General features: G+C 48.1%; 21 protein-coding genes. 16 read left to right on the top strand and 5 right to left on the bottom strand.

What is annotated here, in order from left to right; genetic code table 11:
- The first annotated feature begins 145 nt into the window (after positions 1-145).
- The 15 genes from ACJJI8_RS09445 to glpQ all read left to right on the top strand — a co-directional run bounded on the left by ACJJI8_RS09445 (position 146) and on the right by glpQ (position 17431).
- Positions 146-937 (top strand): hypothetical protein, encoded by a 792-nt coding sequence (locus tag ACJJI8_RS09445; protein WP_444934875.1) that lies wholly within the window; start codon positions 146-148, stop codon positions 935-937.
- A gap of 17 nt (positions 938-954) precedes the next feature.
- Entirely contained in the window at positions 955-2175 is a 1221-nt protein-coding gene (locus ACJJI8_RS09440) for a hypothetical protein (RefSeq protein WP_444892784.1), read from the top strand.
- A gap of 102 nt (positions 2176-2277) precedes the next feature.
- The gene (locus ACJJI8_RS09435) at positions 2278-3834 is read left to right on the top strand and encodes an ABC transporter permease (RefSeq protein ID WP_444934874.1); all 1557 of its coding nucleotides are present in this window, start codon (positions 2278-2280) and stop codon (positions 3832-3834) included.
- A gap of 273 nt (positions 3835-4107) precedes the next feature.
- Positions 4108-6198 (top strand): PEGA domain-containing protein, encoded by a 2091-nt coding sequence (locus tag ACJJI8_RS09430; protein ID WP_444934873.1) that lies wholly within the window; start codon positions 4108-4110, stop codon positions 6196-6198.
- Positions 6199-6207: 9 nt separating this feature from the next.
- Positions 6208-6417, top strand: a complete 210-nt coding sequence (locus ACJJI8_RS09425) for a hypothetical protein (protein ID WP_413664372.1) — start codon at positions 6208-6210, stop codon at positions 6415-6417.
- Positions 6418-6441: 24 nt separating this feature from the next.
- Positions 6442-7236: a MotA/TolQ/ExbB proton channel family protein gene (locus ACJJI8_RS09420; RefSeq protein WP_282934287.1), complete on the top strand. Its 795-nt coding sequence runs from the start codon at positions 6442-6444 to the stop codon at positions 7234-7236.
- A 38-nt stretch (positions 7237-7274) separates the two neighbouring features.
- Positions 7275-8579 carry a hypothetical protein gene (locus ACJJI8_RS09415; protein WP_444914768.1) on the top strand — a complete coding sequence of 435 codons (1305 nt, stop codon included), beginning with the start codon at positions 7275-7277 and terminating at the stop codon, positions 8577-8579.
- Complete coding sequence (locus ACJJI8_RS09410) at positions 8569-9651, top strand: vWA domain-containing protein (RefSeq protein WP_444934872.1); 1083 nt, start codon at positions 8569-8571, stop codon at positions 9649-9651. Before ACJJI8_RS09415 ends, ACJJI8_RS09410 begins: the two co-directional genes overlap by 11 nt.
- Positions 9648-10652 carry a VWA domain-containing protein gene (locus ACJJI8_RS09405; RefSeq protein WP_413664370.1) on the top strand — a complete coding sequence of 335 codons (1005 nt, stop codon included), beginning with the start codon at positions 9648-9650 and terminating at the stop codon, positions 10650-10652. The genes ACJJI8_RS09410 and ACJJI8_RS09405 overlap by 4 nt, the downstream gene beginning before the upstream one ends.
- A 23-nt stretch (positions 10653-10675) precedes the next feature.
- Positions 10676-11338: a hypothetical protein gene (locus ACJJI8_RS09400; protein WP_444934871.1), complete on the top strand. Its 663-nt coding sequence runs from the start codon at positions 10676-10678 to the stop codon at positions 11336-11338.
- Between the two features lie 12 nt (positions 11339-11350).
- Positions 11351-12013, top strand: a complete 663-nt coding sequence (locus ACJJI8_RS09395; protein ID WP_413664369.1) for a hypothetical protein — start codon at positions 11351-11353, stop codon at positions 12011-12013.
- Between the two features lie 30 nt (positions 12014-12043).
- The gene (locus tag ACJJI8_RS09390) at positions 12044-13507 is read left to right on the top strand and encodes a M48 family metalloprotease (protein ID WP_444892777.1); all 1464 of its coding nucleotides are present in this window, start codon (positions 12044-12046) and stop codon (positions 13505-13507) included.
- A 100-nt stretch (positions 13508-13607) separates the two neighbouring features.
- Positions 13608-15239 carry a long-chain fatty acid--CoA ligase gene (locus tag ACJJI8_RS09385; protein WP_444934870.1) on the top strand — a complete coding sequence of 544 codons (1632 nt, stop codon included), beginning with the start codon at positions 13608-13610 and terminating at the stop codon, positions 15237-15239.
- 529 nt (positions 15240-15768) lie between these two features.
- The gene (locus ACJJI8_RS09380; protein WP_444934869.1) at positions 15769-16188 is read left to right on the top strand and encodes a hypothetical protein; all 420 of its coding nucleotides are present in this window, start codon (positions 15769-15771) and stop codon (positions 16186-16188) included.
- A gap of 154 nt (positions 16189-16342) precedes the next feature.
- A complete protein-coding gene (gene glpQ / locus ACJJI8_RS09375; protein ID WP_444934868.1) occupies positions 16343-17431 on the top strand; it encodes a glycerophosphodiester phosphodiesterase in 1089 nt (362 codons plus the stop codon).
- A gap of 43 nt (positions 17432-17474) precedes the next feature.
- On the opposite strand, the gene ACJJI8_RS09370 is transcribed toward glpQ, so the two are convergent.
- The 3 genes from ACJJI8_RS09370 to ACJJI8_RS09360 form a co-directional block, all read right to left on the bottom strand.
- Positions 17475-18254: an enoyl-CoA hydratase gene (locus ACJJI8_RS09370; protein ID WP_444892773.1), complete on the bottom strand. Its 780-nt coding sequence runs from the start codon at positions 18252-18254 to the stop codon at positions 17475-17477.
- A gap of 215 nt (positions 18255-18469) precedes the next feature.
- Positions 18470-19390 (bottom strand): dimethylarginine dimethylaminohydrolase family protein, encoded by a 921-nt coding sequence (locus tag ACJJI8_RS09365; RefSeq protein WP_444914776.1) that lies wholly within the window; start codon positions 19388-19390, stop codon positions 18470-18472.
- Positions 19391-19478: 88 nt separating this feature from the next.
- Positions 19479-20726 carry a Zn-dependent hydrolase gene (locus ACJJI8_RS09360; RefSeq protein WP_444934867.1) on the bottom strand — a complete coding sequence of 416 codons (1248 nt, stop codon included), beginning with the start codon at positions 20724-20726 and terminating at the stop codon, positions 19479-19481.
- 129 nt (positions 20727-20855) lie between these two features.
- Here ACJJI8_RS09360 and ACJJI8_RS09355 point away from each other — a divergent pair, with 129 nt between their 5' ends.
- Positions 20856-21638: a tryptophan 2,3-dioxygenase gene (locus tag ACJJI8_RS09355; protein ID WP_413664361.1), complete on the top strand. Its 783-nt coding sequence runs from the start codon at positions 20856-20858 to the stop codon at positions 21636-21638.
- A gap of 124 nt (positions 21639-21762) precedes the next feature.
- Here ACJJI8_RS09355 and ACJJI8_RS09350 read toward each other — a convergent pair whose 3' ends face one another.
- A complete protein-coding gene (locus tag ACJJI8_RS09350) occupies positions 21763-22188 on the bottom strand; it encodes an ExbD/TolR family protein (RefSeq protein WP_413664360.1) in 426 nt (141 codons plus the stop codon).
- Positions 22189-22373: 185 nt separating this feature from the next.
- Complete coding sequence (locus ACJJI8_RS09345; protein ID WP_413664359.1) at positions 22374-22826, bottom strand: methylglyoxal synthase; 453 nt, start codon at positions 22824-22826, stop codon at positions 22374-22376.
- Positions 22827-22943 lie beyond the last annotated feature (117 nt).

Raw genomic sequence — 22943 nt, 5'->3', positions numbered from 1 at the left:
GGCTTCGAGCAGTGGGCAGCCTAGTAGCAGCTCTTCCAGCCAGCCCAGTGCGAATATGCCTACAGCAAGATCAGAACAGAGCCAGCCCTCCAGTAGTGGAAGTAGCGGATCAGAGTCGAGGGATCAAAGTTCACCTGGGGATCAAATGCCGGACCCAAACGGTTCAAATGATCCATCGTCACCAATTTATACGGATCCCGAACAAACCAGCCAAAATGGAGAGAAACCCACTGATCCATCGTCTGGTGAAGATGGAACGCCTCCCGAAGAAATTGATTTTTCTGAGGAGGAGCAATCATCTTCGTCTTCCAGCGCATCATCTAGTAGTTCAGCTTCTAGTAGCAGCTCATCCAGTAGTAGTTCAGCGGCCAGCGGCGCACCTGCCAGCAGTTCAGCTTCTGGGCAACCCGGCGGTGGTTCGCCACGTTCCGGCAGTGCTCCCAATGAAGCCCCCACTTCATCAGCAGATCGCGTTGCAGAACTTGAGGGCCAGTTTGAATCCACTATGGTCAGCTATGATGGCATGATTTTGCGGGAGCGCGACTTTGTAAGAAACAGACCGGGGTCAGCCTCCGAAGAAAATAAAGAAGAGGCGATGGATGAGGCACCACCAGCAGGGGAATCCCTAGAAGACTTAATTCAATCTGCAGAAGCCGAAATTCCACCTCCCCCCAATGCAGGCCCAACATCAGGTAACGGCCCCAAAAATAATAACTCCAGTGGACAAATAACCGGTCCCGGACTGCCCGCCTCTGGACGTAAAGGTGATTTTAATCACGGTGGTTCACAGGCAGTTGTGCCCGCCGATATACCCAGTGGTACAGATGATGACGTCGTAGCTCGACAGATTCGTGAAGCTGCCACACGCGAGACTGACCCCGAATTGCGCGAAAAGCTTTGGGAAGAGTATCGCAAGTATAAAAGTGCAACGCAGTAGTCTTGGAGAACGCCGATATGTCGACCAACCAAAAAACCCGACCGGTTAAGTATCAGTTCATAACAAGAGTCGCAGCATTTTTTCTAACTCTTGTTGTTATCAATGGTTGTACCACTACCGAAGTCAGAACTACCGCATTTACTCCGCTAACAATCGAAGATAACAATGTTCCCGAAGAGAGACTGCTAGATGTCGGCGTTATTCAATTCAATCCAGGTCTCGATACAGCACAAGCAGATGAAGATGAGCTTGTTTTTCCCGAGCTTCGTCAAGCTGAATCCCGCTATATGGCTGTCACCCTTGCCGATTCATTGCAGTCCAGCCTGGGGTGGGGAGCTGTAAGGGTTATTCCATCGAGCCGCACCAATATTGATGTGACCGTATCCGGGCGTATTTTGCAATCTGATGGAGAAAAACTGACGGTGGAAATCACCGTATCCGATTCCCGGGGGCAGTTGTGGTTTACCAAGCAATATTCAGAGAACGCATCCCACTATGCCTACGACCGTAAGCACCCTACTGAAGGAGATGCTTTTCAGGGAATCTATAACCGTATTGCTAACGATATGCTGAATTACCGACAAAAGCTTTCAAATCAGCAAATCGTAGAGCTGCGCACAATTTCTGAGATGCGGTTTGCACGGGATTTTTCTCCCCAGGCATTCAATCGCTATTTAACTCAAAGCGCTGAGGGTGTCTATTTTTTAAGTGCTTTACCCGCAGAGAATGACCCCATGTTACAGAGGGTAAGAAAAATACGGGAAAGAGATTATCTGTTTGTCGACACTCTGCAGGAGTACTACGGCACCTTCGCCAAAAGTATGGAAGTTCCCTATCAGGAATGGCGAGCCCGCAGCTATGAAGAAGTAAGGGAGATGCGAGAGTTAAAGCGCAAAGCCCGCAATCACACAATTATGGGGGCAGCAGCCATTATTGGAGGTATCGCTGCTGCTGGCGCTGGCACTGGAAGCGCCCAGGCAGCTGGGCAGGTTGGAATCGGTGCCGGGGGCTATCTTGTTAAAAGTGCATTTGACCGAAAATCCGATGCCAAGATGCATTTGGAAGCTCTGCAAGAATTAGGAGACTCCATCGAGGCAGAGGTAGAACCGCAAATTGTTGAGCTGGAAGATCGCACTATTACCCTCACAGGTACTGTTGAAAATCAGTATCGGCAATGGCGGGAAATTCTAAAGGAAATCTATGAAGCCGAAACTGGCGCAGTCAGTAACAGCATTTAAATTACGTTAGAGGTACCCAAAAAACACGCTAATCAATGTGATTAGTTATTACTGAATACCCAACATCTTCACTGGGTCATTGAATAACACGGCGGAATCACTATGCAGCACCGCGATAACTCCAAGGAAGATACAGTTCATATAGAGCCCGCAGAATTCACATTCGGCGGAGAGGAAAGCTCTAAATCCCCTAAGTCAACGACTGCCAACGCTATTCATCAACGGGAGCAAAGGTCCTACTGGCCCGCCGTTCTTGGGGTGATAATGGTAAGCGCACTGGTCGGTGTATTTTGGGGGCTTCCTCAAGTTGTAAAACCACCAAAGCGTTCAGCCGATACAATTGTCTCCGTACAGCCTGGAAACAGTGCAGCTATAGAGAGCAACCAAAAATCTCCTTATAGCGATGCAGAAATAATGCAGCAGCGCAGGGAGGTTCAAAAGGTTCTCCAGGAAATTCTTGAAATCAAAGAAGAGCTCAAAGATCGAAAGGTAGAAGTATGGGCTTTTGAAGAATTCTACTCTGCCGAAGACTTGGCTCTAAAAGCTGATGAAATTTATCGCAAACGCAATTTTATGGCAGCGCTCGAAAAATACCGGGAATCACTCCAGGCATTAGAGTACCTGAAAGATAGTATTCCCGAGCGCATTGAGACACATATTAGTGAAGGTAATCGAGCTCTGAGTCAGGGGGATAAGGATTCCGCCAGCGATGCTTTCAAGATGGTATTAACTATATCCAATAACCATCCAAGAGGTATTAAGGGTATTGAGCGAGCCGACAAACTCCCCCTCGCTTGGTGGCACTTAACTCAAGGAACAAAGGCATTTAAACAGGCCAAATTGGATTTGGCTCAGGAACAGCTCAAGAAATCTCTCGCGATCGACTCAGAAACAGCCGATGCTCTGGATCTATTGACAAAGGTTGAGGGTGCAATTACAGAAAGGGATTATCAAAGCGCAATGTCATCTGGCTACGGTGCAATTGCCGAAGAAAAATTTGAATCGGCAAAATCCTATTTTCATCGAGCAAAGAACTTAAAGCCAACAGCAAAAGCCCCCGATATCGGCTTAGCACAGGCACAAAATGAAGCTGACAGAGTGCAGATAGAAAAACTCCTCCAACAAGCCCGCATGGAAGAAACCAAGGAAGAATGGCACAGAGCCCTAAAAAGTTATACAGACCTGGTCAAGAAGGACTCTAGCCTGGTGGACGCAATAACAGGCAAGGCTAGAGCTGCTGCCAGAGCAAAGCTGGATGACCAGTTAAAAGATTTAATTCAAGATCCATTAACCCTTGGCGAAGGTAAAAGGAACTATTTTGCCCGACAAGTACTAACAGACGCTCGCAAACTCAATACTAAAACCCCAAGGCTGCAAAGACAAATTGAAGACCTTGAAAATGCCCTGACACAAGCCCTGATCCCCTTGCCGGTTAAATTCAAGTCGGATCGAACCACCAGTGTCACCATTTACCATGTAGGGAAATTAGGTAATTTTGACCAAAGGGAAATCGCGCTGAAACCTGGGCGCTATATCGCCATTGGTACCAGAGAAGGTTACCGAGACGTTCGCCAAGAGTTTGTTGTAAAACCAGGTAAGCCCACAACGGAAGTTGTTATCCAATGTGCCGAAAGGATAAATGGTGCCAATAATAGTTAAATGAGAGAACCCAGACAGCAGCATAAACTCTAAAAATAAGATTTTCCGTAATGAGCTGCGATGACAACAGACACCTCGTTGAGCTGAGCGAAACGAGGTGTTCTGTGACAAACACCCTATAAATCCCCATGCAGATTACGCCAGCAAGCTAAGCTTTCTGCAGATAGAAAATTGTGTACCCACCTTTGGTCAGGCTGACTGAGCATAAAGCGATGCGTGCCAAACCAATGCCATTGCGAAAAATCTATAAGTACCAGCAATAGGGAAACATAAATGACAGTGAAGGAAGCAGTACCTGTCCAGGATGAAAAGCCGCCAGTTCAGGAACAAAGCCTGATTGAGCCAGTTGGATTCACCCCGGTACAAATAAAATCTACCCGCGCGCGACTCTTTCTTTCTAAGCGAGCATTGATTGTCGCAGGTTGCCTTTTACTCGCTATTTTTGCACTCAGCTATCTGATTATGGCGCGGTCATTAATCTTTGATACCAACCCGGTTGATGCCCGTATCAAGGTCAGTGGGTTCGCCATTCCTCTGGGCGATGGACATTTGGTTTTACCTGGTAATTATCAATTCACGATCAGTGCTGAAGGCTATTTGCCCCAGAGCGGCGAAATCGAAGTAAAACGTGACGGGCACAGTCGCCACTCTGTTTCCCTGGAAAAACTTCCAGGCCACCTACAGGTTAAAACAACGCCCCCTGTACCAGTAAAAATCCTTATTAATGGACGGGAAGTACCCAATAGAAATGGTCTTGTGGAAGCAATCAACGCAGGTCCTATGCGTGTGACTGTCCTATCAGACCGGTACTTGCCGTTCACCCGTGAAATCAATGTTGAGGGGCTAGACAATACCCACACACTGGAGGCCGCGCTTCGACCGGCCTGGGCCAATATCACCGTCAGCAGCAACCCTCCCGGGGCCACGGTCACGGTTGAAGGAAAAGTTCTCGGCAGAACACCACTGACCACTGAATTAGTTCAGGGCGACAGAACCGTGTCCATTTCACTGCCGGAACATAAAACTGTCGATATCCCTGTCGCTGTTACAGCCGGTGTCGATCAAACGCTAGCAACCGTCAGCCTGGGACCCGCTGATGGACTTTTACGCGTTGTTACCACCCCAGAGGGAGCGGGAGTGACAGTCAACGGAGAGTTTCGCGGTCATACCCCACTGGAACTGGAATTGGCCTCCGGCCACAGGCATAGACTTCGCTTCTTCAAGGATGGCTACGCCTCTATTGAGCACACAGTTGACCTCGGTGCTGGAACACAGCGGGACCTGAATATAAACCTAAATGCTGTGTACGGCAGGGTTCACGTCAGTAGCGTCCCTCCAGATGCTGAAGTTTACATTGATGGTCAATACGCCGGGAACAGTGGACAAACTTTTAACCTACCAGCTCGCAGCCATAACATTGTCGTACGCAAACAGGGCTACCAGGAATTTGACACTCGCGTCATTCCCAGCACCAAACTGGAGCAAACTGTCAGGGCGGTACTGCTTACATCCGAACAAGCGCGCTGGAGAGAAACCCCATCAACTTTGCGTCACGCAGCTGGCGGCACCATGAAACTCATGCGCCCCAACGCCGTATTTACCATGGGATCATCCCGGCGAGAACAGGGGCGGCGGGCAAACGAGGTTATGCGTCAGGTATCTCTAAATCGGCCTTTCTATATTGGGGCCACTGAAGTTACCAACCGGGAATATCGGCGTTTCAAGCGCCTGCATACCTCAAGCCATGTCAATGGTGTCAGTCTCGACAATGACAATCTGCCAGTTGTAAATGTCAGTTGGGTAGAGGCAGTGCTATTTTGCAATTGGCTCAGTGAAAGAGACGGCCTCACACCGGTCTATTTGACGGAAGCCGGGCGTGTTGTTGGCTTTGATGGCGCAGCCAACGGTTATCGTTTACCGACTGAAGCCGAATGGGCCTGGGTTGCACGATACGATCAAGGCACCATGAAAAAATTCCCTTGGGGAAATGAGCTACCAATAAAGAACAATTCCGGAAACTACGCAGATACTACTGCCACAAAACTAGTTCCTGCAGTCCTTCGCACCTACAGTGATCGTTACGCAGCTACCTCACCGGTAGGTAGCTACAGTCCTAATGCTTTTGGTATTTATGACTTAGGTGGAAATGTCTCTGAATGGATTCACGATCTATACACGATAGGGACCGGGTTATCCCGACGTATCGAAGAAAACCCTGTCGGTCCAGAGGATGGAGACTTCCATGTAATCCGTGGTTCCAGTTGGCGTCATTCGGGGTTGACTGAGTTACGCCTCTCCTACCGTGATTACGGAGAATCCGCTCGTAATGATATTGGCTTTCGCCTTGCCCGCTGGGTGAATTAGGAGACTAGTGTGAAATTTTTATTACTTACTTTACTGCTTCTATTTATCAACTTCGCGTACGCAGAAGATGAAAACAAGCCGGAAGAGAACCAACAAACAGCGGCAGTAATCCCCAAAAAAGAAGCACCAATAACTAGGAATAAAAGTAATTCAGATGACTATAAAGCCTCGGAAGAAATCTCCGAAGACTTATCAGTTTCCTTTCCCGTAGATATATAGAAATAGCTTCTAGCGAGTATTGCCATGAAATTTAAATCATCAGATTTTGTCTTCCAGGTCTTTGCTCTTCTGGGGTCTATTATTTTGGTCCATGCGATTTATGTCGCCATTATTCGCCCTAATGCAGATGCGCTAATTGAGGAGCAACTGGCGAGAGAAGCCGCTGGGGAAACCTACGTTCAACAACGCTCTATCTACATTGTGATGCGCGACTATGAGCAAGAGGCCTGCTTTGTTCTGATGTTGTGGGCAATGGCCATTATGGGACTAAAGGCACAGAGAAGCATTCGCGAGCGAAAATTACTGGACAAAGCTCTACTTAATATCAGCGAGGGAACTCCTATTCTTCCAGAGGATACCCGTGATTTATCCCGCCCGATACAAGCCCTTCCTGAAGAGGAACGACGATATTTAGTTCCCAGGGCACTACTCACCGCCCTGCAGCGATTCGGTTCTACCAAGAATGTCGCCGCCGTTTCCAACTCTGTAAAAGAGGTTTGCGAAACTGAGGGAGACAGACTCGATTCTGAACTGGCAATGGTTCGCTATATTACCTGGGCTATTCCATCTATCGGCTTTATTGGCACGGTACGAGGTATCGGCGAAGCATTATCACAGGCGCATAGAGCCGTAGAGGGGGATATAGCTGGCGTGACGGTAAGTCTGGGGGTCGCGTTTAACTCTACCTTTATCGCCCTGGTAATTAGTATCGTCATTATGTTTTTCACTCACCAGCTACAACTCATGCAGGAGCGCCTGGTGTTGGATACACAAAGTTACTGTGACAACCGCTTACTGCGTTTTCTGAAAATCAGCTAGCGGTTTTACCTGAATAAGTCGTAGCGAGGAATAAACCCATGGGACAAGGCGTCCTGGAAATAAATGACTGCGGATTACGTGTATTTTCAAATACTAACGAAGTACTGGAAAGTCCTGGAATTGCAGTTATTGAACACAATAAAATTCATATTGGTACCTCAGCTCAAATGCGTGCCAGGAGCCACCCGACTCAGGTTAACAACCAGTTTTGGAGAAGACTGAGCCTCGAGTCGCTAAAGTCAGAAAATCAACGTTGCCGCCACCATGCCGACTTGGTCTACTGCCACCTTCAGGAAATAGCGGAGCACTGTGACCTTCCCGATGAAATTGTTCTCGCTGTTCCCGGCAATTTTACCCACGAACAACTGGCCTTACTTCTGGGAGTTATTAAAGTCAGCGATATCAATATCGTAGGCATTGTTGATGCAGCAACCGCGTGCCTGGGTAATTTGGCTCCTGCAGGAATCCAACTGCATATCGACCTACAACTCCACCAGACACTGGTAACAAAGATTGCTGTGGATAAGCAAGCCACGGTGAAAACGGTAGAAACTGTTGCCGACGCAGGACTACACAACTTCCAGGAATCCTGGGCTCGCGTATTTACCGATGCATTTATTATGCAGTGCCGATTTGACCCTCTCCATTCAGCTGAATCAGAACAGCAACTCTATGATTTGATGCCCCAGTGGACTGATCGAGCGATGCGTCACGGAGAAGTTCTAGCTGAACTTGATGATCGAACAGCAAAGATCAGCCTGCGGCAGCTTCAAGATGCAACAACCCCTCTCCTTTCTCGTATACGGGCACTGATTGAAAACCTGGAGGAAAGTCAAAGTGTGAGTTTTATCTCCCATCGCTGGGCTGATATCCCAGGGGGAATTCAATTGGCCCAACGTGTACATCTTCTCTCAAGAGACTCCATTGCACATGCCATAAATCATCGCTGGAAAGAATTACGCAGTGATAGCAGTACATTGAAACTGATCAACTCTGTCACTGCCCTCCCCCCCAACGAGGTCAAGGTGCATGTAGAGAAATCCTCAGAAACCGTAGCGACACATTTACTTTTTGGCCACAAGGCACTGGCCGCCCAGGAACCTCTATTCGTTTTCTGGCATGACGAGAAATTTCAAGTCACCCCAACACCACCGGAGCACCCTGCCGCAACAGTCACAAATCATGCCGGCAGACTTGCTTTGCGGGTGGATGCTGGAATTCAGCTCACACTCAATGGAAAAGAGATTGAGTCACCCGTTAATCTCAACGCCGGCGATACAATTGGAGTTGCAGATTATCAAGATGTGATAACTGCGATTAGCGTGGAGCGATATGGGGCGTAAAAAGCGTCGTTTTTCCACATTTAGCCTGTCCTTCCTCGATATCATGTCCTGTGGTTTTGGGGCGGTAGCGTTAATTTTTCTTATTATCAAACACGGCTCCGATCACCAAGTTGAAGTAGAGACTGAAGATCTCACTGCCGAGGTGAACCTTCTGGAAGAGGAGGTGGAGTTTGGACAGGAACACTTAGTTCAAGCTAGAAATACTCTGGATGTCGTTAGTGATGAACTGGTTGAGGCTCAAGGGCTTGCCAGGCGCATTTTGGAGCAAATAAAGGAAACCAAAGGCAATATCGCTGAAATCGATAGTATCGATGAAGAAGAGGATATCAAGAGGCTACAAGATAAACTCAAAAAACTGGAGCAGGCGAAAAAGAATCTTGAAGAAGAAAATAAAAAGCTAGGAAATAACGTTCGCAAGTTTGTCGGTGATGGGGACCGTCAATATCTCACCGGTCTGCGCCTAGGCGGCAATCGTATCCTGATTCTATTGGATTCATCGGCGTCTATGCTCGGCGACGAGCTTATTAAAATAATACGCGCCCGTAACATGTCTTCACCGGTAAAACGCAAAACTGAAAAATGGCGCAGGGCCGTCAGCACAGTCTCCTGGCTTACTGCTCAGTTTCCCAGGGATAGCCAATACCAGATCTATACTTTTAATACCTCTTTTCGTGCCGCAATCGCCGGTACAGAAGATCGCTGGCTCAATGTGGATGACCGCGACCAGTTGGACCAGGCTATCAAGGGACTAGATGAAGTAGTGCCGGAAAATGGTACCAGTCTAGAGAGAGTATTTAACGCCATTAACGCTATGACGCCACTACCCGACAACATTATTCTCATTACCGATGGGTTACCGACCCAAGGGATGAGTGCGCCCAGAAAACCCACTATTTCTGGTAGAGACAGGCGCAGTCTATTCAAGCGTGCGGTCAAAGTGCTCCCCAAGAATATCCCCATCAATGTAATTCTTGCCCCTATGGAGGGGGACCCATTTGCGGCTAGTGAATTTTGGAAGCTGGCGATGCAAAGCAAAGGCTCTTTCCTTGCACCTTCGAGGGACTGGCCATGATAGGAGCGCAAAAAAAGCGTCGCCAGGAGGAGTTCAGCATTTCCTTCCTGGATGTTATCTGCTGCGGATTTGGCGCAATTGTTTTGCTGCTGATGATCGCCAAGACTGCAGAACCGATTGTATTAGAGGAAGCTGAAGTAGACCTCGAAGGGCAGGTATTGGAACTACAGCAACAGCTGGCAGAAATCCGTGGTGAGACCACAGTTATCAACCGGGATCTAAATTCAAAGCGAGAACAAATCGATATCGAGCGCAAGAGAATTGCCAACCTACGCGGTGAGTTGGAAGCACTTCAAGCGGAATTTGCCAGTAAAACCGAAGGGCAAAGTGAAGATGGCAAACTCAAAGGTGAGCTGACCATTGCACTACAATCCATCACTGATGAAATGCGTCGCCTACTGGGCGAGAACTACCAGCGTAAAAACAATGTTATTGGCGGAATCCCTGTCGACAGCGAATACATTCTCTTCATTATCGACACCTCCGGCAGTATGTTTAATTACGGCTGGGACCGAATGATGGCGGAGATGGTCAATACTCTAGACCTTTATCCCAATGTTAAAGGTATACAGGTCATGAATGATATGGGGGACTATATGTTCTTCAATTATCGAAACAAGTGGATACCAGATACCCCTGGGCGCCGCCAAGCGATACTAAAGCGGTTGAAGTCCTGGAATCCTTTTAGTAACTCCAGCCCTGTTGAAGGTATCCAGAAAGCTGTCCGCAGCTTTTATGATCCCAGTAAGAAAATCAGTATTTATGTGCTTGGCGATGAATTCACCGGAAAATCAATCCGAAGGGTTATGTTAGCTGTCGAACGGGTAAATGCTAAACACGGTGAGGGAAAACGAAATATCAGAATCCATGCAGTAGGATTCCCTGTACAGTTCTCTCGCCCTCCACACCTACAAACCACAGGACTGCGCTTTGCGGCCCTTATGCGCGAACTCACCTATCGAAACGGCGGCACTTTCGTGGGATTGAATGACTTTCGCTAGTTAAATGATTCAAGGAGGAACATATGAGGTATAGGTCGACTTCCTTTGGACACCTAAAGGTACTTATTCTTGTAAGTTTCTTCCTGGGTGCTTGCAGTCATACAGTACAGGTGGATGGCAATTACCCTGTCCCAATAGGCGATCAATTGCCAATAACAGTAGGCTTCTACCTCAGTGAGGACTTTAAAAGTTTCACTTATAAAGAAGACAGTGAAGATCGTGAAGAATGGAATATAAGCACAGGCAGAGCACAAAAAAATCTGTTTGAAACAGTATTGGGTTCCATGTTTACCGATACCGTATCTCTATCCAGTTATCCACAAGAAGTCCCCGCCAATGTCGAACTGGTGATAGTTCCAGAAGTGCGAGAGCTGCAGTTCACAATGCCCAGAGAGACAAGGGTCAATATTTTTGAGGTATGGATTAAATACAACATGACCGCATTTGACCCCAGTGGCGGACAGGTTGCTAACTGGGTAATAACCGCTTACGGAAAAACCCCTACCGCATTTTTACAGTCCCAGGAACAGGCATTAACTCAGGCGATAAATATCGCCCTGCGCGATGCCGGAGCAAATCTCTATACCGGGTTTGGGAAAGTTCCTGAACTACAGGCCTTTCTCTCAGGGAAACGCCGATCGCTATCACTGAGAGAAATCAAGGTGAAAGCCAAAAAGGCTGAATAAGAGGAGTAAATCGTGTTCAAGCCACTTCTAGTTGCAGCGATAATCTTTATTAGCGGTTGTACCACTGTCGTAATTGATGAGTATCGGCGCTCCGACGGTGAGCTTGCCGAAGGAGATTCCGTCGTCATCCTGGGCCGCCGTCACTCCAGTGAATATGAAACAGAGCCTGATTTAATTGCCTGTGTTGGTAGAGAACTACACAACCCTGAGTTAGGTGTAAACATTATTCCAGAGCAAGACTTTGTCGATCTTATGTACCCCTGGTTTGAACCCAGGACAGCACCTATGCATGTTCGCTCCCTAGATCGCCTGATGGAAAATGAAAGTGTCCGTGAGCGAATGGAAACCTATGGAGTGAAGTACATCGTCTGGATTGATGGTTCGACGGAGACCACAGCCAGTGCCGGCTCTATCAGCTGTACCATCAGTACCGGGGGTGCAGGGTGCTTTGGCTTTGGGACCTGGGATAAAGAATCTGACTACGAAGCAGCAGTATGGGATTTCAGGGACCGCGAACTGTCTGGGAAACTTAGCGCAGATGCCAAAGGAACCTCCTATATGCCCGCAATCGTGGTTCCAATACCACTAATCGCCAGAGTCCAGAATAATGCCTGTAAAGGAATGGCGCTGCAGCTCCAACAATTCTTGATGCCAGCAGTAACACCCAGTTCATAAAAATTAAGACGCTACGGGAGGCCAGGGGTAATGAAATTTATCGAGCGTGTTTTTGCCAGCGCTATCCTAATACTCAGTGCAGGCTGTGCATTTAACCCTGCCACCAATAAGCCTGACCTGGTTCTAATGTCTGAGGACAAGGAGATCTCCATCGGTCGGGAGATGCATGAAAAGCTGATAGAGAGCACTCCAATCTATAAAGACCCAGTCCTAACTGCTTATGTTAATCATGTCGGGCAAAAAGTTGCCGCCGCCAGCGACAGACCGGATATCAAGTACCAATTTACGATCATCGACAGCCAGGATATCAACGCATTTGCCCTTCCCGGTGGGTATATCTACATCAACCGAGGCCTTCTAACTTACCTGCACTCAGAAGCTGAAATGGCCGCTGTACTAGCTCATGAGATTGGCCATATCACCGCCCGCCATGCGGTAAGGCAAAAAACAGCTGCGACCGGAGCCAGCGTTGTATCAGTATTGTCAGTTTTGGTTACCGGTAGTGGTGTAGTCGGAGATGTTGCAAATTTATATAGCACCGCTGCAGTGAAGGGTTACGGCCGCGAGATGGAACTGGAAGCGGATCGCTTCGGAGCCCAATATATGTTCAACGCTGGTTATGACCCCCAGGCCATGATCAATGTTATTGGGCTATTAAAGGATCAGGAGACATTTGCCCGACGCCGTGCCCGTATTGAGGGCAAGAAACCGCAAACTTACCACGGGGTTTTTGCATCTCACCCTAGAAATGACCTTCGCCTACAGGAAGTTGTAAACGCTGCAGGCCAGCTTCCCGAAGATAACAAAGAAACCAAAGTAGAATACTATCGGGAAAAAACAGATGGCCTTGTGTACGGACAGAACACACAGCAGTCCACTAAAAATCGCTACAATCACAAGCGGCTGGGTTTCTCCCTTCTATTTCCCGATGGCTGGTTGGTAGAAAATCAACGTTCAGCCATTGTCGGCTCTGCACCTGATAAAAGTGCACAAATTACCATTACAGTTACCCAACGCGATGGCAACCAGCCCGCTGACATGGCTCTGCGCTCAGAGTTCGATCTACGACAACTGGAGAAAGGGGAGAAACTCAATCAATATCGACTTGAAGGCCATACCGGAAAAATTCCACCGCTTGAAAAAGAGGATGCAGATCCAGACAGAATTGCGGTAATTTTTTATGGTAGCAGACAATTTGTACTGCAGGGAAAAGTCACAAATGATGAAGACTCAGATCCAGAAGCTATTGATAAATATGACAATTTATTCCTGACCAGCATTAGAAGCTTCAGGCCGCTACGACAAACTGACATTGTAGAAGAGAAGGACATCAAACGCTTGCGCTACGTCCAGGCTAATGAAAAAACTACTTTTGCCTCCCTGGCAAAACATATGGAAATCGGCGAATATGCAGAGGAGCAATTACGCCTCTTAAATGGTTATTATCCCCGAGGAGAACCCAAGCCCGGAGAATGGATAAAGATCGTTCAATAATTTTATAAGAATCAGCCCCTAATCCTTTTTCTATCACCCCCCAAAATTTTGGAGGGTTAGTGTCTATCTGAAAATAAAAGATAATAATAAGGAGTAAGTGATGAATGGCATGATGATGCAATCCCAGCTCATCCTCACCGGTATTATGAAGCATGCTCTAAGCAACTCACCGGATGGTGAGATTGTTTCAGTTACCTTGGATAACCCCGATTTTCGTTATAGCTATCAACAAGCTTTTGAGCGAGTCTCGCAATTGGCAAATGCACTACAAAAGCTTGGAGCCAATGATGGAGATCGAATTGGTACTCTTGCCTGGAACGATCACCGACATTTTGAACTCTACTACGCAACTTCTTGCAGCGGGCTCGTTTGCCATACCATTAACCCCCGGCTTTTCCCTGAGCAAATATCTTACATTATTGAGCATGCCGCAGATCGATGGCTGTTTATTGATCCACTATTTATGCCCCTAATCGAATCCCTGGCAGAATATCTAGATTCGATTGAAGGCATCATTGTGCTAACTGATAAAGCACATATGCCCACCACAAGCCTGAGCAATGTTTACTGCTATGAAACATTGATTGCAGCAGAGCCCACTGAGTTTCAATGGCCTGAATTAGAGGAAGAGAGTGCAGCAGCACTCTGTTATACATCAGGCACAACAGGCAATCCCAAAGGGGTGCTTTATTCCCATCGCTCTCTGATGCTGCATACCTACGGCGTATTGATGCCAGATGTCTTTGCGATTAGAAGGGACGAAGCCATATTGCCTGTTGTTCCCATGTTTCACGTCAACGCCTGGTCAATACCCTATGCGGCACCGGCTGTTGGAGCAAAACTCGTGTTACCTGGCCCCAAAATGGGGTGTGGAGAAACGCTCAGTCAATTAATTCAAAAGGAAGCAGTTACTATCGCTGCCGGCGTTCCAACCGTTTGGCTCGCCCTGCTCAAATACCTGCGGGAAAGTGAAGAGACCCTACCCAGCTTGAATCGAGTAGTCGTGGGTGGATCGGCTTGCCCCTGGAGTATTATGGAGGAATTCGAGCAAAAGCATGGGGTATATACCCATCACGCCTGGGGCATGACTGAGATGAGTCCACTGGGAACCTACAATGCCCGCATACCTGAGAACCTCTCTAAAGACGAAGCACAGACCCTCAGGCTCAAGCAGGGCCGAGCGGGCTTTGGGGTCGAGATGCGTATTGTAGACCCAGAGGGAAATACCTTGGCACAAGACGGGCTGGCTTTTGGAGCCCTACAAGTGCGTGGTCCCTGGGTCTGTGAGCGCTACTACCAATCCAAAGAGTCAGCACTTACCGAAGACGGCTGGTTTGATACTGGCGACGTTGCCACGATCGATACTGACGGCTATCTGACAATCACTGATCGCACTAAGGATGTTATCAAGTCCGGCGGCGAGTGGATTTCCTCTATTGAGCTGGAGAATTTTGCTATGACACAGGCGGGAGTAGCCGAAGCCGCTGTTATTGGGGTTTCCCATGAAAAGTGGGCTGAGCGACCTCTCCTGATCATTGTTCCCGCTGAAGGCAAAACACTAAAAACTGAGGAGATTCTGGCATCCTTTAAAGGGCATTTTGCCAACTGGTGGATTCCCGATGACTGTGTCATTGCCAAGGAAATCCCCCATACGGCTACAGGCAAAGTCAGCAAAAAAGACCTTCGGGAAATCTATGCCGACTATCTATGGTCTCACGAAGCCACTGTGTGAAGGGGATTAAGACGCTTTTGGCAGGCATCATCGCGACATAGCAAAGCGTTGCACTGTAATAACGCAATTTAACCTGCCTCAAGTCTTGATTAAATTTTAACGGCGCTGAAATAGCGCCGTTTTAGAATGCTTAACTTTCTACTAATACCTAAACCAGCGGTCCAAGACGATACACCAATTTATAAGAAAGCCCCTTATAGAGTGCTGCTTCTTACCCTCTATTCCACCGGTTCCTCTATAGGCGACAATCTTTGCTTGCTGACTATTAACCCTCATCGATTCATGGTTTCCGAGCTGACTGGATATCGGTTTATCTTCTATTGACTTACCTAGGCACACTAGCCATCCAGAATTATCTAGAATTATCTTGAGTAGAAGTATCTGACTGTGGATATTCTGGAATATCTCAGTCCATGTGAGAGGGAATAGGGAATTTACACTTCCTTGCGTTGGATGGCACTGGCTTACAATCTAGCCATTATCATACTCCTCACAGCAACGGCATTTACTCATTAACGAGGAAGTCACAATGAAGAAATTATTCAGTTTGGTAATCGCTGCAATAATTGCCATTTCTGCAAATACCCTAGTTTGGGCAGATAATGACCAGGCCGCACAACTTGCGGAGCGTTTAGAGGCAACTAAAGCCAAGCTTAACCTCTCTGATGAGCAGGTAGAAAAAGTAAAGCCTATCCTGGAATCAGCCAATGAACAGCGCCGCCAAGTACTTGCAAAATACGGCGTTAACATAGAAAGTCCCTCTGGCGCTATCCAAAAGATGAGCTTTCGTGAGAAGCGCCAGTTAGGTAAAGAAATGGCCGCTATCAGAAAATCTACGCTCAGTGAAATGTCCACCGTACTGACGGATCAACAATTAGCAGAGTTCAAAAAACTTCAAGAAGAAAATCGAGCAGCCTTCAAAGCCAAGCTTCAAGAGAGAAGAAATTAGAGTCTCCAGGGTTCATAATGCCTATCAGATAGACGAAGCCGCGCTGAATAGCTCTGCGAAAGCCTCGCCCTGGCGGGGCTCTCGTATTCAGTTATATCCCTGTCATATTTCTCTGCTAGAAAGTGCCCCACAATTCATCACGGGCCTTTATCACATGTTAAAAAACATTCTATCAGTAGTGTTGATTGGCTTTTCTATAGCCGCAACACTAACCTGCGCGGATAACTTTGATCAGAGAAATAAACAAACTATTGTGGTAGCTCATAGAGGTGCCTCAGCCTACCTACCTGAACACACCCTCGAATCCAAAGCGCTGGCTTACGGTATGCGTCCAGACTATATCGAGCAAGATTTGGTACTCAGCAAAGATGATCACTTGATCGTAATGCACGATATTTATCTAGATAGCGTAACTAATGTCGCCGACGTTTTTCCCCAGCGCGCCCGCGATGATGGTCACTTTTACACTATCGATTTTACCCTGACCGAACTTAAACAGCTTCAGGTATCAGAGCCCTTCATAGATAGTGAGGATGGACTTCAAGCAAAATATCCCGAGAGATTTCCAATATGGAAATCTAGCTTTAAGCTGTCCACCTTTGAGGAAGAACTGGAATTAATTCAGGGGCTTAACCGATCTCTGGGCTACGATATTGGCATCTACCCGGAGATTAAAAAACCCTACTTCCATCACTGGGAAGGAAAAGATATTGCCTCTATAGCTTTGCAATCACTCAAGAAATACGGCTATACCGATCGCAATCACAAAGTTTTCTTCCAGTGCTTTGACGCAGAAGAGCTCCAGCGAGTTAAATTTGAACTGATGCCCTCCATGGAGATGGATCTATCATTAGTTCAATTGATCGCCGCCACCGACTGGGGGGAAAAATTGGTCGAAGTGAATGGAGAAATTGAAAAGTACAATTTTGACTGGATGCTGCAACAGGGGGGCTTGCGCAAAATCGCCACCTACGCAGATGGGATTGGCCCCTGGTATCCTATGTTAATGGAAGTAACTGATGGCCAACCAAGAGCTAACAGTGTTGTCCGCCGGGCACACCGCAGACAACTTGAAGTTCACCCCTACACTTTCCGCGCCGATACAGGCAAGATTCCCGAAGAATTTGAAAGCTTCGAGGATTTCCTGCATTTCGCTGTATATCAGCTGCGCATTGACGGTCTCTTTACCGACCACCCCGACAGAGCCGTTAATTATCTTTCCCGGGGAAATAGGGATCGTTAAAAATGAAATCAAAAAAAAGGCCGCATAGCGCGGCCTTTTTTACTTAATCAAACTTGGAGAAGTCCGCTGGTCTCTTCTCCATAAAGGCCATAGCAGCCTCTTTAAACTCATCAGATGCGAGGCGCTCCTTAAAGTAACGGCCTTCGTCTTGAATAAACTCTAACCCTTTCTCTTGAGTTGCTCTGCGCAAAAGCTGCTTAGTTAAACGCAGGGCGGCCGGAGCTTTCCTCGCTAACTCAGCTGCGGCTTCACGTGCGCGAACTATGGCCTGTTCTGGCGCCACTGCGGCATTACAGATACCAATCTCAACGGCTTCCTGAGCACTAAAACGCTTGCTCAACAATAACAGTTCAGAAGCTTTGGCATGGCCGGCGATCCTGGGCAATAAGTAGCTGGAGCCATACTCTGGACACAGCCCCAGGTCCACAAACGGCATCTGGAACATGGCGTCGTCTCCAGCAAAAGACAGGTCGCAATGCAACAGCATGGTCGTACCAATACCTACTGCGGGGCCATTAACGGCTGCAACTACCGGCTTGGGGAAGTGGTAAAGAGCACTCATAAACTGGAAAACCGGAGACTCCTCCCCTTCGGCAGAGCCGCCCAGGAAATCTGTCAGGTCGTTACCACTGGTGAATATGCCCTCAGCACCGGTAATAATCGCGACGCGAACATCCGGGTTTGTAGCTGCGCTATTCAATAACCCTGCCATCGCGGTATACATGGCCATAGTCAGGGCATTTTTGCGCCCGGGTCGATTAATCGTAATCTCGAGGATGCGGTCCTTAAGCTGAGCCTGAATTTCAGCGCATTCGCTTTGCATATTGTTCTCCGGGGTAAGAAGTAGATTGGGCTACTCTCAGTAGCCTAATTATGGAACCCCAACGGAAGCCACTTTTAATCCGCTGTAGGCCATCTATTTAGGAGATTCATATTAACCGCTACTCCCAGAGGTTCGAGTTCCTAATCAACCACTTTCGTTGACGGGATTAACCCGGTCACCAGTGACCGGGCCCTCTAGGTAACCAGCAACAGTAATCAAACTTTATTGGCTGAATCCCGGCGCAGAGGTTGGCACATGCAATGAACGCCACCGCCCCCCGGAGTAATCATTGAAATATCCGGGTCGATAACTTCCAGGCCATGTGCGCGACACTTCTCTGCCAGTCCGGTATTGGCCTTAGGTAGCATCACTCGATCGTTCCCCAGGGCAACGACATTCACTCCAAGTTCCAATACCTGCGGGAAGGGAATATCGATAATCTCTATATTTCGGCTTTTAAACCACTGCACCAGCTCCGGCTCAACAGCATCAACACAAATTGCTGCCAGCTTTTCCGCAAGCATGGCTACCATCACATCAATATGCAGGAAGAACGGATCGAACTGGTAGCCTTTAACTTCCCAACCCTCTTTTTCCACCCAACTTTTCATCTGCTCAAACCCCTGCGGGCTGGTGCGTTCGCCAGAGTAGCCACACAGAATAACGCCGGGCTCTAACACCATAAAATCACCGCCCTCCAGAGAGCCTGCGGTAATAATGTCGTAAATAGGGATATCCAGCTCTGCATACTTCTTCACTATGGGCGCCCACTCACCACGGCGCCAAGGGCTGAACATCTGTGTCACGATAGGCCCCCAAGGGGTCATTACTGAGGAATCGCGACCGTAAATTTGGTAGGGCAATGTGCTGTCCGCTGGGATTAGGTGCGTATTCACTCCTGCGTGGCGGTAGGCATCGAGCATCTCTCCATGCTGTGCCACTGCCACCTTGTGATCAAACTTCATTCCGAGGCGCTCGGCACGTCGCGCACTCGCATTACCAGTGCGCCAGCTGAAGTTATCCACAGGCCCAATTAGAACATCCCTCAGTACACCGTATTCTGAATCCATCCCCCATTCACTCAGGGGTGCCGTACCGCCGTTATCCTGACGGTGCTTCAAAGTAAAATTACTCATTCGCCTAAATTCCAACTTGTTATCAACTATGCCAAAACAAAGACAGTGCAACGCCGACAGTTGACAGAAGCACTTGTTTTACTGCTACTTAAGCCTGCTCCGCACTGTTTAGCATTGCGTGAAGCAACACATTACAACCCGCCTCAAGATGATCCGGCTCCGCCGATTCTGCTTCATTGTGCGACAGCCCTCCTTCACAGGGCACAAAGATCATAGAGACAGGGGCGACTCGGGAAACATATACGGAATCGTGCCCAGCACCTGAAACCATCTTGCGATTGCTATATCCCAAGGTCTGCACGGCACTGCTAACCGAATCAATGCAATGCTTATCAAAGGCGACGGGAGGTGAGTACCACTCTTCACGAATATCGACTCTGGTACCTGTCTCTTCCTGTACTCTTTCAGCCGCCTTATACAAGGCTTTATGCAGATGGTTTAACCCTTCAGGTAACGGGTGACGGAGGTCCAGTGCCAGCACAACCTCTTCAGGAACTGTATTTCGGCTGCCCGGCGCCGCCCTTAAATCCCCACAGGTCATACGCGCATCTTCTGAATACTCCCGGACTTCGCGATACATGCGCTCGCAAAGAATGGACATTGCTTGGACCGGATCACGGCGGTCCTCCATCGGAGTTGGACCCGCATGGCAAGGCGTTCCGTAAAAAGTTACGTCATACCAGCGAATACCCTGTACACCAGTGACAACACCAATTACCTGATCCTGTTTTTCGAGGATCGGGCCCTGCTCGATATGCGCTTCAAATGAAGCTCTAATAGCCCTCGGCTGAGCGGGCTCAGTACCGAGATAGCCGATCCGCTCCAACTCTTCACCGATGGTGATACCCGATTTATCCGCGCGGCTGTGCCCATACTCTAAGCTAAATTCACCTGCCCAAACTCCGGAGCCCACCATTGCAGGGGAAAAGCGCGCACCCTCCTCATTAGTCCATACAACCACCTCTAATGGGGCCTTGGTCCTGATACCTTGATCCTCTAGAGTGCGCAGAACTTCCAGGCCGGCAAGTACGCCATATACACCGTCAAATTTGCCACCCGTGGGCTGGGTATCCAAATGAGAACCAGTCACTACCGCAGGCAAGCTGTTATCTGCTCCCGGTCGGCGGGCAAAAATGTTGCCCATCTGGTCCACTCTGACCTCACAGCCTATATCTCGGCACCAGCGCACGAAAAGGTCACGCCCTTCACGGTCTTCATCTGTCAGGGCTTGTCGATTACATCCACCCGCTGGGGTCGCGCCTATCTCAGCAATTTCCATCAGGCTATCCCAAAGGCGAGAGCCATTGACACGTAGGTTTTGCGCTGGGTTTTCCATTCAAAGAGCTCCGGGCTTTATAATGGGTCCAATATAAATCACTTTGCCGTAATTTTTGTTTTGATCCACACCGGCTAAAGAGAGCATTATTTTGTAACTGGTCAAAACACACTCAGGAAGCAGCTGACTATGACAATAACTTATAGCTCTTACCTAAAAGTAGACGAGCTTTTGCAGTGCCAGAAACCCCTTTCCGATGGTCCCGAGCACGACGAACTACTTTTCATTACTATTCATCAAAGCTACGAGCTCTGGTTCAAGCAAATGTTGCATGAACTGGATTTCCTGGTGCGACTGTTCAACGCAGGTGAACGCAATCGCGCATTGCATACACTTAAACGTGTCGACACGATTTATCGTACTTTGATTCAACAGGTCGATATCCTGGAAACCCTAACCCCACTGGAGTTTATGTCTTTCCGCGATCGACTATCCACGGCTAGTGGTTTTCAGTCGTACCAGTTTCGCGAGTTGGAATTTCTTTACGGAGCCAAGGACCCGAAAAAACTGGAAAACTATACCCCTGGCTCAGAGCACTACCAGCGCTTGATGAAGCGCCTTGAGGCGCCGACCCTTTGGGATGCTTTCCTAAACTTTTTGGTTCACGAAGGGCATAAGGTACCCGCTAATGAGCTTGAAAGGGATTTTAGCCAAGTTGCAGAGCCTTCTTCAGCCGTCCAGAAAATACTGATCGATATCTATCGCAATGATCCACTGGTAAGTGAAATCTGTGAGGCTTTGGTGGACATCGATACTTCGTTACAACAGTGGCGTTACCGACATGTAAAAATGGTCGAGCGAACAATTGGCAGGAAAATGGGGACTGGTGGATCGAGTGGAGTAGGTTATTTACAGGGAACCCTATTTAGACCGGTTTTCCCCGACCTCTGGGCAATTCGTTCAGAATTCTGATATCGGATTTCATTTGAGGGGTACTTGAGCACCCCCAATTTGTGACCAGTTCAAAACCATAATTCACAAATGAAAAAAGCCAGCAATATGCTGGCTTTTTAAGCGCGGGTAACTCACCGGGAACTTAGTCCTCGTAAGGTACCAGGGAGACCTGAATACCCAGGCTCACTTCCTTCGCGGCATCCGCAATCTGTACGTAAGTATCCGCACTAGACTTGTTGTGTGCACGCACAATCACCATTGCCTGCGGGTTCTCCGCATACATCTGGGCGATACGGGCCCGTACAGCACGGCTGTCAATACGGCTGCCATCCGCCATGGTGATTTCATCATTTGCGCTAACCATCAACAGAATATTCTGCTTGGTAGGATCTGGCTCAGCATTGCTGGTCTCATTCGGATCAGGCACATTCACATCCAGCGCCTTCTCTTTAACAAATGAAGCAGTCACGATAAAGAAGATCAACATGATAAACACAACGTCCAACATGGGCGTCAGGTCGATATCTGCCTTTTCTTCTTCTACGGCCTTTCCGCGTCGTCTACTCATAAAACACCGTGCAATTTTCAAATATCAGGGGTGCCGGATTGACCGGTCTAATCTGGTGGGCAAGATTGCCGCGATTTCGCAAGCATTGCAAGTGCGAGCGATAACAGAGATAAATAAACTTTAAAAATCAATAAGTTACAGAATCGAGCCGACAGAAAAGATCAAATTTTAAGCAAAAATTCCGACTAACGCCCTGCTAGATAGCTGTGATAGTCAGGCACCTCATGCTCGAAGGATTGGTCCATCAATGGTGACTGTACCACCATATCTGCACTGCTCTGGTTGCAAGCCACTGGGATATTCCACGCTGCAGCAATACGCAGTAGTGCCTTGACGTCTGGGTCATGGGGCATGGGCTCAAAGGGGTCCCAGAAGAATATCAGTAAGTCCACCTGCCCCTCGCTAATCCTCGCTCCGAGCTGCTGATCACCTCCCAGAGGGCCACTTAAGAGCTTTTCGACACTTAAACCCGTCGCATCTTCAATTTTTCCACCAGTAGTCCCCGTAGCCAATAACTGGTGTCGTTTGAGCAGATTGTGATGTCTGAGACACCACTGAATCATGGCATCTTTACGGTTGTCATGGGCTACCAGAGCCACTCGCTTTGTCGCCGGCAGTGCTTTAGCAATAAATTCCATTTGAACCTCAATATCAAGAGTCTCTTCTATAGTATCTCAAATAAGCACCGACAGATTTGATTTTCCCGTAGGTTTAGTCCCTGTTATCGCAACCCAACTCCTATATAAAGACTTCCA

It is taken from the genome of Microbulbifer maximicatervae (SeqCode), from assembly GCF_052467695.1.
The sequence above is the reverse complement of the archived record's forward strand: the minus strand, read 5'-3'. Positions and strand labels throughout refer to the sequence as shown.

Bases quoted from the DNA above. Each gene is read 5' to 3' on its own strand.
- ACJJI8_RS09445 (WP_444934875.1), top strand. From the start codon at position 146: ATGCCGGACCCAAACGGTTCAAATGATCCATCGTCACCAATTTATACG.
- ACJJI8_RS09440 (WP_444892784.1), top strand. From the start codon at position 955: ATGTCGACCAACCAAAAAACCCGACCGGTTAAGTATCAGTTCATAACA.
- ACJJI8_RS09435 (WP_444934874.1), top strand. From the start codon at position 2,278: ATGCAGCACCGCGATAACTCCAAGGAAGATACAGTTCATATAGAGCCC.
- ACJJI8_RS09430 (WP_444934873.1), top strand. From the start codon at position 4,108: ATGACAGTGAAGGAAGCAGTACCTGTCCAGGATGAAAAGCCGCCAGTT.
- ACJJI8_RS09420 (WP_282934287.1), top strand. From the start codon at position 6,442: ATGAAATTTAAATCATCAGATTTTGTCTTCCAGGTCTTTGCTCTTCTG.
- ACJJI8_RS09415 (WP_444914768.1), top strand. From the start codon at position 7,275: ATGGGACAAGGCGTCCTGGAAATAAATGACTGCGGATTACGTGTATTT.
- ACJJI8_RS09410 (WP_444934872.1), top strand. From the start codon at position 8,569: ATGGGGCGTAAAAAGCGTCGTTTTTCCACATTTAGCCTGTCCTTCCTC.
- ACJJI8_RS09405 (WP_413664370.1), top strand. From the start codon at position 9,648: ATGATAGGAGCGCAAAAAAAGCGTCGCCAGGAGGAGTTCAGCATTTCC.
- ACJJI8_RS09400 (WP_444934871.1), top strand. From the start codon at position 10,676: ATGAGGTATAGGTCGACTTCCTTTGGACACCTAAAGGTACTTATTCTT.
- ACJJI8_RS09390 (WP_444892777.1), top strand. From the start codon at position 12,044: ATGAAATTTATCGAGCGTGTTTTTGCCAGCGCTATCCTAATACTCAGT.
- ACJJI8_RS09385 (WP_444934870.1), top strand. From the start codon at position 13,608: ATGAATGGCATGATGATGCAATCCCAGCTCATCCTCACCGGTATTATG.
- ACJJI8_RS09380 (WP_444934869.1), top strand. From the start codon at position 15,769: ATGAAGAAATTATTCAGTTTGGTAATCGCTGCAATAATTGCCATTTCT.
- glpQ (WP_444934868.1), top strand. From the start codon at position 16,343: ATGTTAAAAAACATTCTATCAGTAGTGTTGATTGGCTTTTCTATAGCC.
- ACJJI8_RS09370 (WP_444892773.1), bottom strand. From the start codon at position 18,254: ATGCAAAGCGAATGCGCTGAAATTCAGGCTCAGCTTAAGGACCGCATC.
- ACJJI8_RS09365 (WP_444914776.1), bottom strand. From the start codon at position 19,390: ATGAGTAATTTTACTTTGAAGCACCGTCAGGATAACGGCGGTACGGCA.
- ACJJI8_RS09360 (WP_444934867.1), bottom strand. From the start codon at position 20,726: ATGGAAAACCCAGCGCAAAACCTACGTGTCAATGGCTCTCGCCTTTGG.
- ACJJI8_RS09355 (WP_413664361.1), top strand. From the start codon at position 20,856: ATGACAATAACTTATAGCTCTTACCTAAAAGTAGACGAGCTTTTGCAG.
- ACJJI8_RS09350 (WP_413664360.1), bottom strand. From the start codon at position 22,188: ATGAGTAGACGACGCGGAAAGGCCGTAGAAGAAGAAAAGGCAGATATC.
- ACJJI8_RS09345 (WP_413664359.1), bottom strand. From the start codon at position 22,826: ATGGAATTTATTGCTAAAGCACTGCCGGCGACAAAGCGAGTGGCTCTG.